Here is a 15,318-nt window from a genome sequence, read left to right on the forward strand (position 1 = left end):
GGCGGTCGCGGCATGGGGAGATCCGAAGAGTATCAGGCTTGCGGGTTCTGGCTTGAGGATTCAAGGCTCAGCCCTCGTCTTCGTCGGCAGGTTGCTCCTGCAACGGCAGGTGCAGGGCGATGCAAGTACCGCGCCCCTCGATGCCGTCTCCAACGCTGATGTACCCGCCATGGGCGCCGACCATGCCCTGACAGATCGCCAGCCCGAGGCCCGTGCCCTGCCCGCCCCGATCCCCGCGCGCGGCGGTGTAGAACATGTCGAAAATCTTCGCCCGCTCAGCCTCGGGAATCCCCGGCCCTTCATCGCTGACCGAGAAAAACAGCTCGTTTTCCTTCACACCCGCCTGCACCTGCAGACGACCGTGCAGGGGAGAAAACGTGCGGCGTTTTCCAGCACGTTGACCAGCGCCTGCTCGATCAGCGCCGCATGAACGTACAGCAGCGGCAACTGGGCCGGCACATCGACGCTCACCTGAAGTGGCGCCAGTACCGCCCGCAGGCGACTCAGCGAACTGCCGACGATATCGGCCGGCGCCACCCAGTCCCGTGCCAGCTTCAGCGCACCGTGGCCCAGACGAGTCATGTCCAGCAGGTTCTGGATGTAACGGTCCAGGCGCTCGGCTTCATCGCGGGTGCCTTCGAGCAGTTCGCGACGGTCCTGGAGCGGGATTGCTTCGCCCAACGCCAACAAGCTGTCGATACTGCCGCGCATGGCGGTCAGCGGCGTCCGCAAATCGTGGGACACCGAGGCGAGCAAGGCGCTGCGCAGTTGTTCGGTTTCACCGTGAAGACGCGCCGCCTCCAGGTCTTGTGCCAGTTGTGCACGCGCCAAGGCCTGGGCCAGTGGCTGGCTCAAGGCGGTCAACAGACGTCGGCGCTGCCCGCTCAGCGTCTGGCCCTCCTTGGCGCAGACACCCAACAGCGCCAGCGGTCCATCGTCCACGGACAACGGCCACCACCACCAACGGCCGAACGGCAACGTGCCGGTGCCAGCGCCCGCGGGCTGGTCGTGTTGCCAGGCCCAGTCCGCAGCCGCACGCTCGGCCTCGGTGAATTCAAGCGGGCCGCCGGTCTCGACTTTCCAGGCAGCCGGTCCATCGCGATTGAGCAGGCACACCTGCGCATCGCGCCAGCCGTCGAGATGCTGCGCGGCGGCGCTGACCACGGCCTGGCGGTCGGTGGCGGCCGTGAGCTTGCGCGACAGGTCGAGCAATTCGCTGGTCTCTTCCTGGGTGTCGCGCAGCGCCTGCAATTGTTGACGCTGGCGCGCCGCGAGGTTGCCGGTGAGCGCTGCCATCAACAGGAAAAACAGCAAGGTCAGCACGTCTTCTTCGCGCTGGATACTCAAGGAGAAATTCGGCGGAATGAACAAAAAATCATAGGTCAGGAACGACAGCGCCGCACACACCAGCGCCGGGCCCAGGCTGCTGCGCACCGCCACCAGCAGCACCGCGGCGAGGAACACCAGCGAGATATTCGGCAACGGCAGGACACTGGCCACCGCCCAGGCCAGGGCACTGGCCAGCAACGTCGCCAACACCGCCAGCGCATAGTCGAACCAGACAAGCGAACGCGGCGACCGCAAGCGCGGTTGATCCTGTGTGTGGTCGCTGTCGAGGACGTTGATTTCCAGCCCACGGGCATCGCGCAGCAAGCGCGATGCCAGGCCGCCACCGAACACCCGCCGACGCCAGCGCTGCCGGGACTGGCCAACCAGCACCAGGCTGGCACGCCGCTCGGCCGCATGCTGGATCAGGGTTTTCGCCACTTCACCGGCGCGCAGTAACACCACTTCGCCGCCCAGTCGCTCCGCCAGTTGCTGGGCGCTTTGCAGGCGCAGTCGCGATTGCTCGTCGGCCACCCGGCCATTGTCCACATGCACCAGGCTCCACGGCAGGTGCCGTCGCTGGGCCACCCGGCTGGCATGGCGCACCAGCCGCTCAGCCTGGTCATCGCCGTCGACACCCACCAGCAGCCGACCGCGCACGGTGGGCGCAGCCTGGCCGAGCTGGCGATAACCCTGGGTCAGGTCATTATCGACCTGGGCCGCTGCGGTTTGCATCGCCATCTCACGCAGGGCAGTGAGGTTGGTCTGGGTGAAGAACGCGTCGATAGCCGCCCTCGCCTGCTCCGGCACATAGACCTTGCCGTCGCGCAGGCGCTCGAGCAACTCCCGGGGTGGCAAGTCGATCAGCAGCAGCTCGTAGGCCTCCTGTAGCACCCAGTCGGGCAAGGTCTCGCGAACCTGCACGCCGGTGATACCGCGCACCTGGTCGTTGAGGCTTTCCAGGTGCTGGACGTTGACGGTGGTGTACACGTCGATGCCAGCGGCAAGCAGTTCCTGGATGTCTTGCCAGCGCTTGGCATGACGACTGCCCGGGGCGTTGCTGTGGGCGAGTTCGTCCACCAGCACTAACTTCGGCCTGGCGGCGAGCAAGCCGTCAAGGTCCATTTCCTCGAGCATCACGCCACGGTATTGCGAACGCACCAGCGGCTGCTGCGGCAGGCCGCCGAGCAGCGCTTCGGTTTCGGCTCGACCGTGGGTTTCGACGACGCCGGCAATGACTTTCACGCCCTGGCGCAATTGGGTGTGCGCCGCTTGCAGCATGGCGTAGGTCTTGCCCACGCCGGGTGCCGCGCCGAGGAACACCTTGAGCCGGCCACGGCCGTCGCGGGGCAGGTCTGCTAAGAGGGCGTCGGCGCGGCCGGAGTTGCTCATGCTGGGGTCTCGTTTTTTCTGATGTTGATGAGGTGTCTTTGAGGCCGCCTTCGCGAGCGAGCCCGCTCCCACAAGGTTGAGTGTTGAACACAAAATTTGTGAACGACACCGCCTCCTGTGGGAGCGGGCTTGCCCGCGATGGCGTCAACACAGATTTAAAGTTTTTCCAACGCCATATTCAGCGCCAACACATTCACCACCGGCGGCCCCACCAACGGTTGCTCGATGTGCGCCTCCAGCAACTGTTGCAACGTCGACACTGGCAGATTGCGCGCCTGCGCGACACGCGCCAGTTGATAGGCAATCGCCGCCGGTGGCAAGTGTGGATCGAGGCCGCTGCCCGAAGTGGTCAGCAGCGCCAGCGGCACCGGACCTTGTCCTGGCACCAACTGTTTACCGGCCTCGTCGATCACCCGCGTTGCCAGTGCCGGGTTGCTCGGCGACAGGTTGCTCGCGCTGCTCGACACCGTGGCGAAGGCACCGGCGGAAGGCCGTGGATGGAACCAGGCGTCACCGACGAAATCCTGGGCAATCAGCGACGAACCGCGCACCTTGCCTTCGGCGTCGTGTACCAGGCTGCCGTTGGCCTGAATGGGGAATGCAATCTGGGCGACACCGGTGACGACCAGGGGGTAAGCGACACCGGTGATCAGTGTCATCAACACCAGCAGGCTCAGGGCCGGACGTATCATTGTGGACATTTCTAATTCCCTCTCGAATGTATCCTGTAGGAGCGAGCTTGCTCGCGATGGTGTCTCAAACACCGCAGGGTGTCAGGCTGCCAGCGTCATCGTTGGCGACCATCGCGACGGTTCGACGCCTCGACAAGCTCGCTCCTACAGGGGGGTGGAGTTGGTCAGACCAGGTGCAACGCCGTCAGCAACATGTCGATCGCCTTGATGCCCACGAACGGCACCAGGATCCCGCCGAGGCCGTAGATCAACAGGTTGCGTCGCAGCAGTGCCGCCGCGTTTGCAGCCTGCACCCGCACGCCGCGCAGGGCCAGTGGGATCAGCACCACGATGATCAACGCGTTGAACACGATGGCCGACAGGATCGCGCTCTGCGGACTGCTCAACTGCATGATGTTGAGCACGCCCAGTTGCGGGTAGATCGAGGCGAACAACGCGGGCAGAATCGCGAAGTACTTGGCCACGTCGTTGGCAATGGAAAACGTCGTCAGCGCACCACGGGTCACCAGCAATTCCTTGCCGATCTGCACCACGTCCAACAACTTGGTCGGGTCGCTGTCGAGGTCGACCATGTTCGCCGCCTCGCGCGCGGCTTGCGTGCCGTCATTCATCGCCATGCCGACATCGGCCTGGGCCAGGGCCGGTGCGTCGTTGGCGCCGTCGCCGCACATGGCCACCAATCGACCGTCATTCTGCTCATGACGAATGCGCGCCAGTTTTTTCTCCGGCGTGGCTTCGGCCAGCACGTCGTCAACACCCGCTTCCGCCGCAATCGCCGCAGCGGTCAATGGGTTATCGCCAGTCACCATGACGGTGCGAATACCCAATTTGCGCAGCTCGGCAAAACGCTCACGGATGCCGGGCTTGACCACGTCCTTGAGGTGGATGGCGCCGAGCAGTTTGCCGTCGACACACACGAGCAAAGGCGTGCCGCCACTTTGGGCGATCTTGTCGATTTCACGGGACAGGGCTGGCGCCAGATCAGCGCGTTTCTGACCCACGAACGTCAGCAGCGAATCCACGGCGCCCTTGCGATACACGTGCCCTTGATAATCGACCCCGGACAAGCGCGTCTCGGCGCTGAACGGCACGACGGTCAGTACCTCGGGGGCCGGTTCAGACTGTGGATGCAAATTGCGTAGGTATTCGACGATGGATTTGCCTTCCGCCGTCTCGTCCGCCAGCGATGCAAACAGTGCGCCCTCAGCCAGATCCCTCGCGGTCACGCCAGGCGCTGCATAAATCGCCGCGCAACGACGGTTGCCGAAAGTGATGGTGCCGGTCTTGTCCAGCAGCAGGACATGCACGTCCCCCGCCGCTTCCACGGCGCGACCGGATTTGGCGATCACATTCAGGCGCACCAGGCGATCCATGCCGGCGATGCCGATGGCCGACAGCAGGCCGCCGATGGTGGTCGGAATCAGCGTGACCAATAACGCCACCAGGAACACCAGCGGCAGGCTGCCGTTGGCGAAGTGGGCGAACGGCTGCAGGGTCACGACCACTAGCAGGAAGATCAGGGTCAAGCCGATCAGCAGGATGTCGAGCGCCACTTCGTTCGGGGTCTTCTGGCGCTTGGCGCCTTCGACCAGCGCGATCATGCGGTCCAGTGTCGACTCGCCGGGGTTGGCGGTGATGCGCACCAGCAGCCAGTCGGACACCAGCCGCGTGTTGCCGGTCACAGCGGAACGGTCGCCGCCGGACTCGCGGATGACCGGCGCGGACTCCCCGGTAATCGCCGCTTCGTTGACCGCTGCAATGCCTTCGATGACCTCGCCGTCACCGGGGATCATTTCCCCGGCCTCGACCCGCACCACGTCACCTTTGCGCAATCGCGCGGCTGGGACTACTTCAAACGTGCCAGTGGCGTTTTTACGCCGGGCACTCAGGCCTTCGCTGCCGGCCTTGAGGCTGTCGGCGCGAGCCTTGCCACGACCTTCGGCCAGCGCTTCGGCAAAGTTGGCGAAAAGCACGGTGAACCACAGCCACAGGGCGATCTGCGCGGCGACGAACGTCGGCACCGCGCTGTCAGGGATGAAGCACAGGACGGTGGCCAGTACCGCCGTCAGTTCGACCACCAACATCACCGGTGCACGCTGCAACTGACGAGGGTCGAGCTTGACGAAGGCCTGGATCAGCGCCGGGCGCCATAACGCAGAGATCGCGGTTTTTGCGTGTTCCGGCGCCTTGGCAGCGGCGGGTTTTACAGCAGGCATATTCATGATGCTGCTCCTAAATAGAGAGGCTTAGAAGCCCATACTCAAATGTTCAGCAATAGGACCCAGTGCCAGCGTCGGCAGGAAGGTCAGGCCGCCCACCAGCAAAATGGTCACGGTCAGCAGGGTGACGAACAGCGCACCGTGGGTCGGGAAGCTGTTCTGCCCAACCGGGGCGGTTTTCTTCATCGCCAGGCTGCCAGCCAGGGCCAGTACCGGGAGGATGTAACCGAAGCGGCCGATCAACATGCCCAGGCCCAGCATCAGGTTGTGGAACGCGGTGTTGGCGCCAAAGCCGCCGAACGCCGAGCCATTGTTGGCGCTGGCCGAGGTGTAGGCGTAAAGCAGCTGGCTGAAGCCATGCGCGCCGGGGTTGCTCACCGATGCCACCGGCCCGGGCAGGGTCGCGGCAATCGCGCCAAGTACCAGCACGCCCACCGGCATCACCAGCAGCGTCACCACCAGCAGTTGCACTTCCTTGGCTTGCAGCTTTTTACCGAGGTATTCGGGGGTGCGGCCGATCATCAGGCCGGCGAGGAATACCGCGATCAACACGTTGAGCAACATGCCGTAGAGCCCGGCGCCGACGCCGCCGAAGATCACCTCGCCGACCATCATGTTGACCAGCGCGACCATGCCGCTCAGGGGGTTGAGGCTGTCATGCATGGCGTTGACGGAACCGTTGGAGGCGGCTGTCGTGGTCACCGACCAGAGCACGGTGGCGGTGGTGCCGAAGCGCGCTTCCTTGCCCTCCAGCGGCGCGGTCTGTTCGACGGCGACGTTGTTCAGGGTCGGGTTAGGCTGGTACTCGGCCCACAGTGACGTCGCCCCACCGATCAGGAACAGCGCGAACATGCAGGCAATGATCGCGCGACTCTGGCGCAGGTCCTTCACGTAGTGGCCGAAGGTGAACACCAGGGCCACCGGGATCAGGATTATCGATGCAACCTCGAACAGGTTGCTCCACGCCGTCGGATTCTCGAACGGGTGCGCCGAGTTGACACCGAAGAAGCCCCCGCCGTTGGTGCCCAGTTGCTTGATCGCAATCTGGCTGGCGGCCGGGCCAAGCGGGATGACCTGATCCACGCCTTGCATCGTCACGGCATTGACGTACTGGGCGAAGGTTTGCGGCACGCCCTGCCACACTAGGTACAGCGCCAGCAGCAGGCACAGCGGCAACAGGCCGTAGAGGGTGGCGCGGGTCATGTCGACCCAGAAGTTGCCCAGGGTCTGCGCGGACTTGCGACCAATCCCGCGACACAGCGCCACCAGCACCGCCAGGCCCGTGGCGGCGCTGACGAAGTTCTGCACGGTGAGGCCGGCCATCTGGCTGAGGTAGCTCAGCGAGGCCTCGCCGCTGTAGGCCTGCCAGTTGGTGTTGGTCATGAAACTGATGGCGGTGTTGAACGCCAGCGTCCACTCCTGGCCCGGCAGATTCTGCGGGTTCAACGGCAAATGGTCCTGAAACAACAGGATGAAGAACAACAGCAAAAAACCCGCGAGATTGAACGCGAGCAAGGCCAGGGTGTACTTCTGCCAGCTCTGTTCGGCATGCGGATCGACCCCGGCCACACGATAACAGCCGCGTTCCACCGGCCCCAGCACCGGCGTCAGCCAGGTGCGCTGCCCTTCCATGACCTTGTAGTAGAAACGCCCCAGGAACGGTGCCGGTATCAGCACCACGGCGAAGAAGGCCAGGATCAGCCAATAGTCATAACTGTGCATAGCCGCTCCTAGTTCCGGTCCGCGCGCAACAGCGCAACCAACAGATAAATGAACAGCCCCACTGCCAGCAGCAGTGACACTCCGTCCAGAACGCTCATGGAAATTCTCCGTGTAACGGCGTATTGCCGCGTGTGCAGTCATTGTCAGGAGGGAGGCTGTAAAGGAACGAGATCGAGGGGTGTGGCGGGGCATAAAGAAAGTGTAAAGAGTGGGCTCTGTGGAGGCAGGACGGGCCTCTTCGCGGGCAAGTCGAACCGTCGCACCGCCGCTCCCACAAAGTATCGAGGTGTACTCAAGATTTGTGATCATCAGAGAACCCTGTGGGAGCGGGCTTGCCCGCGAAGAGGCCGGCACAGTCACCGCTGCCCCCAACTGATGCACAAAAACAGTACATCCAGCAGCGAACATCCCCGATACGACAGCTTTCCACGCTTTACGACGCGCTTTCGCAAAATGGCACGCCCACTGCACACGCCCTCCCCAGAGCTTTCCAACCGTCCAGGGAGAAACGCATGAACACACAACTCAAACCCACGCTGGGCACGCTCCACCTGTGGGGCATCGCGGTCGGGCTGGTGATTTCCGGCGAGTATTTCGGCTGGAGTTACGGCTGGGGCGTGGCCGGCACACTCGGCTTCCTGGTGACCTCGTTGATGGTCGCCACCATGTACACCTGCTTCATCTTCAGTTTCACCGAGCTGACCACCGCAATTCCTCACGCGGGTGGACCTTTGCCTACAGCCGCCGCGCCTTTGGTGAAAAAGGTGGATTGATCGCCGGGCTGGCGACGCTGATCGAATTTGTCTTCGCGCCACCGGCCATCGCGTTGGCGATCGGCGCCTACCTGAACGTGCAGTTTCCGGCGCTCGATCCGAAACACGCCGCAGTCGGCGCTTACCTGGTGTTCATGACCCTGAACATTCTCGGGGTCAAACTCGCCGCCACGTTCGAACTGGTGGTGTGCGTGCTCGCCGTGGCTGAATTGCTGGTGTTCATGGGCGTGGTTGCACCGGCCTTCAGTTTCAGCAACTTCGCCCTCAATGGCTGGGCCGGTTCCGATGTGTTCGGTGCCCCCGCGATAGCCGGCATGTTCGCGGCGATTCCATTCGCGATCTGGTTCTTCCTCGCCATCGAAGGCGCCGCCATGGCCGCCGAAGAAGCCAAGGACCCGAAACGCACGATTCCCAAGGCCTACATCAGCGGCATCCTGACCCTGGTGATACTGGCAATGGGCGTGATGTTCTTCGCCGGTGGTGTCGGCGACTGGCGCACCCTGTCGAACATCAACGACCCGCTGCCCCAGGCGATGAAAACCGTGGTCGGCGAAAACTCCGGCTGGTTGCACATGCTGGTGTGGATCGGCCTGTTCGGCCTGGTGGCGAGCTTCCACGGGATCATCCTCGGCTACTCGCGCCAGTTCTTCGCCCTCGCCCGCGCCGGTTACCTGCCGGCATCCCTGGCCAAACTGTCGCGCTTCCAGACGCCGCACCGAGCAATCATCGCCGGTGGCGTGGTCGGCATCGCCGCCATCTACAGCGACGGCCTGATCAACCTCGGTGGCATGACACTGACGGCAGCGATGATCACCATGGCCGTGTTCGGCGCCATCGTCATGTACATCATGAGCATGCTCAGCCTGTTCAAACTGCGCAAAACCGAACCCAACCTCGAGCGCACCTTCCGTGCTCCCTGCTACCCCCTGCTGCCCATCATTGCCCTGGTGCTGGCGGTGGTGTGCCTGGTGGCAATGGCCTGGTTCAACACGTTGATCGGGCTGATTTTCCTCGGTTTCATGGCCGTGGGATTCGTGTACTTCATGCTGACAGCGCAACTGCGCGCGGATGCGCCCACGGACGCCATGTTGACCGGACTTTGACTGACGGCAGGTGCAACCGGCAGATCAGGCATAGAATGGAACCACTGCGAAAATAAATCGCTCAAAGTGGTAAGCAGGATCGGTTGGCAAAACTGCCAACCGAACTGCACTCAAGGAGATTCCCATGCCCTGGTATGCCTGGTTGATTCTGGTCGTTGCAATCGGCTCGATCGTCGGCGGTTTGATGATGCTGCGCGATACGGCCAACAAGGTCGAACTGACCGATGAGCAGCGCAAGCGTGTTGCGGAGCGCAATGCGGCAGCGGATGCCAAGGATGCGCAGGATCGCTGAATATAAATGCACCTATTGGTTTGTTTGTTACTAGTGCGTTTAGTAGTGGTTGTCAAAGGAGGAAAATCTCGGCATCGCTGGGATTTTCCTTATTAAAGGAACACCTCAATCGCCCCCCCCCCCCCCCCCCCCCCCCCCCCCCCCTCCGGTCATGAAGAAGGGTGTAATAAGCAGTCCTTAGTGTGTGCAGTGAGCCCTTTTCTAAAAATTCACATTTGGATTATACCTGTGCACACACACCCCCCCCCCCCCCCCCCCCCCCCCCCCCCCCCCCCCCCCCCCCCCCCCCCCCCCCCCCCCCCCCCCCCGTATAAATAGAAAAAAAAAAGGGGGGGGGGGGGGGGGGGGGGGGGGGGGGGGTGGTTAATTTTCTGTCTCAGACTGCATCTCTCTCTCTCTCTCTCTCTCTCTCTCTCTCTCTCTCTCTCTCTCTCTCTTTCCCCCCCCCCCCCCCCCCCCCCCCCCCCCCCCCCCCCCCCCCCCCCCCCCCCCCCCCCCCCTCCCTTTTTTTTTTTTTTAATGAAGAAAAAAAAAAAAAAAAAAAAAAAAAAAGTCCAGACTGAGTTTCCAAAAAAAAAAAAAAAAAAAAAAAAACAAGAAACAAGGTATTAAAATGCCCAATGTGAAGAGAACACTCAATTAAAAAAAAAAAAAAAAAAAAAAAAAAAAAAAAAAAAAAAAAAAAAAAAAAACTGTAATGGGGCACCACGGGACCATCACAGTTATCAACCATAAAGAAAAGGACAGAACACTGGGGTTGTCTCCAGCAGCTGGGGAAGGTCCAATCTGATAATTTCCTTCCTCCCACATCCACGCAGAAAGCTTTTCCGGCTTTTCCTCCCCTCTCTCTCATGTCACCCATGTCAGCTGCTGAGAACAGCCAGGACAGCCGCGGCGGATCTGGGGAAATCAGACTGTGATGCACCAAGGGCAATGCCCAGGGCAAGGGACAGTCCAGAACTGCACCCATCCAACTCAGGGGAAGGTGAAGGTGGTTTGACTCACAAGCTGGTAGGCACAAATCACAAAGGTCCCCTCATGACATTGATGTCAGATGCGATGGGCCCTGGACTGGCACCTCCGCTGGGATGTTCTCCTCCACACTGAAGATGGCTCGGTCACATTCGAAACCACAGGACTGCCCACCACTCTGACCAGCGGCGCCATTGATTTCCAGCTTGCAGCACTGCCTGCCCATGTCCACTGCACTGAGAGCCCATCCACACCAGGCACGGACAAACCAGAAGGCGTCATGTCTGCCTGATTAGCAGAAGACCGCTGGGATGCTATGCCGCCTAATGATCCCTTCTTATCACATATCCTCCGAATTGTGTGTGTATGCTCACCCCCCCCCCCCCCCCCCCCCCCCCCCCCCCCCCCATCCGTCTATGAATGAGTGTGTGTGCCGCCTCCGATAGGCATTAATTCATGCTGACGTCGTTGTCCAGGTTTTCTGTGAAGCAGGCTCCTCCCACACTTTGATTTATTCCCCTCAATCACAGAACAACGCAAACCCCTGCTGACAACGACTCTACGTTGGATTGTGTCTGGAATCACTGGTCCTCTGACAGGTTTTGATTATCGCGTCCCAGACGCTTCTCTCCATCATTGTTCTTCATACAACAGGGCAATGCACAGATCCTCCTATGAATTTCAACCAACCTTCGTCCTTCGCTTTTCAGCACAACATCACAAGGTGCATGGATGATTCTGCGATGCATTCGATGAAACTCCTCCACGATGATGGTTTCATGCTCCACACACACCCAGTGATCTGTCTGATGGTGGAAAGTTCATCCTCATCAGTAGCATCCCCATGTGGGGGAGGCCAGATAAGATGATCTCTCTCTCTCTCTCTCTCTCTCTCTCTCTCTCTCTCTCTCTCTCTCTCTCTCTCTTCCTCTCTCTCTCTCTCTCTCTCTCTCTCTCACTGTTCATTGTTTTCATGGCTGCTCCTCCAATGGGCTCGGTAGGTTTTGATCATGCGCCCCCCCCCCCCATTCGCATTTATCCAGTTCTTTCTTTCTTTCTTTTTTTTTTTTTTTTTTTTTTTTTTTCATTCCTAATAAAATGATATCATTTTTTTTTTTTTTTTTTTTTTTTTTTTTTTTTTTTACAAGCAGCCATATAATAGAATAAAAGCACTGGCTTTTAAAAAAAAGTGTGTGTGTGAAAAACTATTGAGGAAGCAATGACAGACGGCCTTTTTTTTTTTTTTTTTTTTTTTTTTTTTTTTTTTGCACTGCAGGGCAACGCCCCCCCCCCCCCCCCCCCCCCCCCCCCCCCCCCCCCACACTTAATGGTAGCCACTGCCTCACTGTGGGGCAAGGATTAAAACCAATGATGTCTGATTTTCAAGGCCGAAAAAAAAAGGCTGTAGGAGGATACCTTGGTCGCTGGTCCCAGAATGATGTTGGGGGCAACAGCTGATCTCCACAGCTGGCACAGCTGTCCTCCTGACGACAAAGGCAGAATGTTTGGGGGGGGGCGGGGGGCAGGCAATATGGTGTTATGCAGGGGATTACCTTCCCGTCAAGCGCCATCAGCGGTTAAGGGACTGAGAAGAAGGAGCGGGGAAGATTAGATCAAAATGTTATCCTACTGCAAGGATACAAGATACATATTAGATTTCAAGGACAAAAAAAAAAAAAACGAAGGCCTCAGAGACGGCCGCGTCCACAGGCTGGACTGCTCTGTCACTGCCAGAGGGGCATCTCCACGTGGCACAGAGCCTGCAAAGGCCTGCATTCCTGCATAGAAGCAACACAGTAGCTGCATGACTGGGCTGGCTGTTTGTATAAGTAAAACTGCCATATCAAACAAAGACAAAAAAAAAAAAAGGAAGAGCCATCTCAAAAAAAAAAAAAAAAAAAAAAAAAAAAAAAAAAAAAAAAAAAAAAGTCCAAGATGTTATCCTTCACTGACTCATTACTGAAGATCAGAGGTGTCTTCAGATTCGGCGGAGTTTCCTTCCCCTATCAATAGTCTCTCAGCATCAAATTGGGGAGAGGGGTTTGAGTGCCCACAGCCTGCACCCACACCCCCATCGTCATTATTATACTGCAGGACATGCTGAATAATGAATGTGCTTCACTGCCTGCCTCCAGCATCGCGGTGTCCCCTCCACGAACGTCTAAAAAAAATAAGATTATTTCCTTGAATTGCAAAAAAAAAATGAACTTTCTTGCAAATCTGTTTTTGCATGACCCCCCCCCCCCCCCCCCCCCCCCCCCCCCAAAAAAAAGATGGGGGGGGGGGGGGGGGGGGGTGTCCAGATTGCAGGAGGGAAGCAGTCTTTGCATTGGACGAGCCCCCCCCCCCCCCCCCCCCCCCGGGCGGAGTCTGTAACTCTGGGCGGCTTCTGATTATCCACGAAAAAAAAAAATCAGAAGAAGAAAAAAAAAAAAAAAAGGGCTGGGGGGGGGGGTTTGCAAGCTGATACTATAACCTTTTCTGAACATGATGGTGTCCTGCACAGACCAGTTGCAGAGGGATTTCCCCCCCCCCCCCGCGGAGCCAAGAATTTCTTCATGTCTGCTCTTTTTTTTTTTTTTTTTTTTTTTGTTTTGGGTTTTCTTTTTCTTTTCACTGAGGAAAAAAAAAAAAAAAAAAAAAAAAAAAGAATAATCTGAAATTCTTTTTTTTTTTTAAAGAAGTGGTCACCACGTTTTCACATCTATTTTATTGTCAAGATGAAGTGCTAATGGTGGATTAAAATGCAGGCTAGTCAGGGGCAGACCACTGCCTCCAAACACATGAATGGCATTTATTTCCAGAAGACCATGTTTAATTTTCCTGTCAGGATTTGATAGACCTAGTTCCCCAAACTGCCAGATGAATGCTGTGTCTCAGTTTAGGTAGGAATTCAAAAGAACAGCCTATCTGTACCCCACCCTAAGACGAACTGAGGGGGGGGGGGGGGGGGGGGGGGGAGGAGGAAAAAAAAAAAAAAAAAAAAAAAAAAAAAAAAAAAGCCTGCAGGGCAGCGCGAGAGGGAACTGATGTGTGCACACAGCCGCCACGGCCTCCCGGCTCTCCCCAAACAAAAGAACCTACCCTCCCCCCCCCAGAGTTGTCACTGATAGCCACCATCTTTTCTTCCAGAGGAATTTAGATTTTGCCTTTCTTTTCATCTGACTAGTCGTCTTCTATGCAGAGAGAGAGAGATTATAATGACCATACCTGGAATTTGGTCTATGTGCGGATGGCCAAATTTCTTCTGATCTGGGATGCTGAAAGCAAGGTTGAACAAATAATGAGGGGCAAGTAGGGCTTTTCTTTTTTTCTTTTTTGGTGATGGGATGCTGCCAACACTTGCATGTCATTATACACTTGTTGGCCCCCCCCCCCCCCCCCCCCCCCCCTCCATGGGTTTGAGCTGCCATGGTTTTGCCTTGCATGTCAGAGAAACCCAACGGCCCCACCGGAATGAGGAAGACCTGGATTACCTTCCCAGGTTACCTCTCAAACACTTGGACGATATTTGAACGCCAGCGTTTGAACACGCCGCCGCCGCCACCGTTGCCGAACCCCGCCGCCCAAACCCGCCAAGGGAGCACGAGCAACGACTCCTTTTTCCCGTACCGGTTGTTATAACGAGCATCCATCTTCGTCGCCTTCCGGGTCCGGGTGATCGAAATTGAGGGTGGCCGGCACGACCTGATCGCGGAGTGCCAACAGGGTGAAAATTGCCTCAATCCCCCCCGCAGCGCCGAGCAGATGCCCGGTAGCCGACTTGGTCGACGTCACGGCGATCTTGTTGTCCGCACCGAACAACGATTTGATCGTTGCCAACTCACCCAGATCCCCAACCGGCGTCGACGTGGCGTGCGCGTTGAGATGTTGCACTTGATCAGGGGAGATACCGGCCTGGGCCAAGGCAAGCGACATCGCCCGCCGCGCACCGCTGCCATCTTCAGGACCAGCAGTCAGGTGATAGGCGTCCGCGCTGGTGCCGTAACCGACCAGTTCCGCCAGCGGTTGCGCACCACGACCCAGAGCATGCTCGAGAGATTCGATGACCAGAAGGCCTGAACCTTCGCCCATCACGAAGCCGTCACGATCAGCGTCAAACGGGCGCGACGCACGTTCGGGAGTCTCGTTGAATCCACTGGACAAGGCGCGTGCAGCGGCAAATCCAGCGAGGCTGACACGGTCAATTGCTGCCTCCGCCCCTCCACAGATAGCAATATCCGCTTCGCCGCACCGAATCAGCCTCGCCGCGTCACCAATCGCCTGCACCCCGGCGGCGCATGCCGTTACCGGAGCACCCAAAGGGCCTCTGAAACCATGCTTGATCGATACATGGCCGGCAGCCAGATTGACCAGGAAAGAAGGTATGGTAAACGGCGACAAACGACGCGGGCCACGGCTGTCAGTGATGCGAACCGCATCAGCAATTGCGCCAAAACCACCCACGCCCGAACCAATGATGGTGGCGGTACGCTCCTGGGTCTCATCGGTTGGCGCATGCCACCCCGCCTGCTCAACCGCCTGACGTGCGGCTTCCATAGCAAACAGGATGAAGCGGTCCACCTTCTTTTGTTCTTTGGGCGGTGTCGCCAAGTCGGGATCAAACCCAGCCTGCGCATCATCAGCCAACGTCGGGACGGCACCGCCAATGCGCGCAGGCAGATCCGCGACCACTTCATCCGGCAAACGCTTTATGCCAGAGCATCCGGCCAGCAGACGCGTCCAAACCGCATCGACACCACAACCCAGAGGCGACACCAGCCCCATACCCGTAACAACCACTCGAATATTACTCATACAACAACTACCTCCAGCCGATGGATGGCG

Annotated in this window: 6 protein-coding genes and 3 pseudogenes; 2 read left to right on the forward strand and 7 right to left on the reverse strand. The window is 58.7% G+C overall.

Annotated elements, in window-relative coordinates; translation table 11 throughout:
- Positions 1 to 67: 67 nt before the first annotated feature.
- The 5 genes and pseudogenes from AB4N33_RS13365 to kdpF all read right to left on the reverse strand — a co-directional run bounded on the left by AB4N33_RS13365 (position 68) and on the right by kdpF (position 7,449).
- A pseudogene (locus AB4N33_RS13365) lies at positions 68 to 2,718 on the reverse strand (DUF4118 domain-containing protein).
- Positions 2,719 to 2,873: 155 nt separating this feature from the next.
- Entirely contained in the window at positions 2,874 to 3,419 is a 546-nt protein-coding gene (gene kdpC, locus AB4N33_RS13370; RefSeq protein ID WP_460117008.1) for a potassium-transporting ATPase subunit KdpC, read from the reverse strand.
- A 155-nt stretch (positions 3,420 to 3,574) separates the two neighbouring features.
- Entirely contained in the window at positions 3,575 to 5,632 is a 2,058-nt protein-coding gene (gene kdpB, locus AB4N33_RS13375) for a potassium-transporting ATPase subunit KdpB (protein ID WP_476457520.1), read from the reverse strand.
- A 24-nt stretch (positions 5,633 to 5,656) separates the two neighbouring features.
- Positions 5,657 to 7,351, reverse strand: coding sequence for a potassium-transporting ATPase subunit KdpA (gene kdpA, locus AB4N33_RS13380; RefSeq protein ID WP_476457521.1), 1,695 nt, complete (start codon positions 7,349 to 7,351; stop codon positions 5,657 to 5,659).
- Positions 7,352 to 7,359: 8 nt separating this feature from the next.
- Positions 7,360 to 7,449, reverse strand: a complete 90-nt coding sequence (gene kdpF, locus AB4N33_RS13385) for a K(+)-transporting ATPase subunit F (protein ID WP_007899818.1) — start codon at positions 7,447 to 7,449, stop codon at positions 7,360 to 7,362.
- Positions 7,450 to 7,863: 414 nt separating this feature from the next.
- Between kdpF and eat the strand changes: the two are divergent.
- Positions 7,864 to 9,227 (forward strand): annotated as a pseudogene (eat, locus tag AB4N33_RS13390) (ethanolamine permease).
- Between the two features lie 124 nt (positions 9,228 to 9,351).
- The gene (locus AB4N33_RS13395) at positions 9,352 to 9,519 is read left to right on the forward strand and encodes a DUF2897 family protein (protein ID WP_460117011.1); all 168 of its coding nucleotides are present in this window, start codon (positions 9,352 to 9,354) and stop codon (positions 9,517 to 9,519) included.
- Positions 9,520 to 11,268: 1,749 nt separating this feature from the next.
- Here the strand turns inward: AB4N33_RS13395 and AB4N33_RS13400 are convergent.
- Positions 11,269 to 11,466, reverse strand: a complete 198-nt coding sequence (locus AB4N33_RS13400; protein ID WP_476457522.1) for a hypothetical protein — start codon at positions 11,464 to 11,466, stop codon at positions 11,269 to 11,271.
- 2,664 nt (positions 11,467 to 14,130) lie between these two features.
- Positions 14,131 to 15,288 (reverse strand): annotated as a pseudogene (gene fabF, locus AB4N33_RS13405) (beta-ketoacyl-ACP synthase II); the annotation flags it as partial.
- Positions 15,289 to 15,318: the final 30 nt, after the last annotated feature.

It is taken from the genome of Pseudomonas sp. S1_E05, from assembly GCF_056337105.1.

What these genes read in the sequence shown, in the direction of transcription:
- kdpC (WP_460117008.1), bottom strand. Translation starts at nt 3,419, where the DNA reads ATGTCCACAATGATACGTCCGGCCCTGAGCCTGCTGGTGTTGATGACA.
- kdpB (WP_476457520.1), bottom strand. Translation starts at nt 5,632, where the DNA reads ATGAATATGCCTGCTGTAAAACCCGCCGCTGCCAAGGCGCCGGAACAC.
- kdpA (WP_476457521.1), bottom strand. Translation starts at nt 7,351, where the DNA reads ATGCACAGTTATGACTATTGGCTGATCCTGGCCTTCTTCGCCGTGGTG.
- kdpF (WP_007899818.1), bottom strand. Translation starts at nt 7,449, where the DNA reads ATGAGCGTTCTGGACGGAGTGTCACTGCTGCTGGCAGTGGGGCTGTTC.
- AB4N33_RS13395 (WP_460117011.1), top strand. Translation starts at nt 9,352, where the DNA reads ATGCCCTGGTATGCCTGGTTGATTCTGGTCGTTGCAATCGGCTCGATC.
- AB4N33_RS13400 (WP_476457522.1), bottom strand. Translation starts at nt 11,466, where the DNA reads ATGAAAACAATGAACAGTGAGAGAGAGAGAGAGAGAGAGAGAGAGAGG.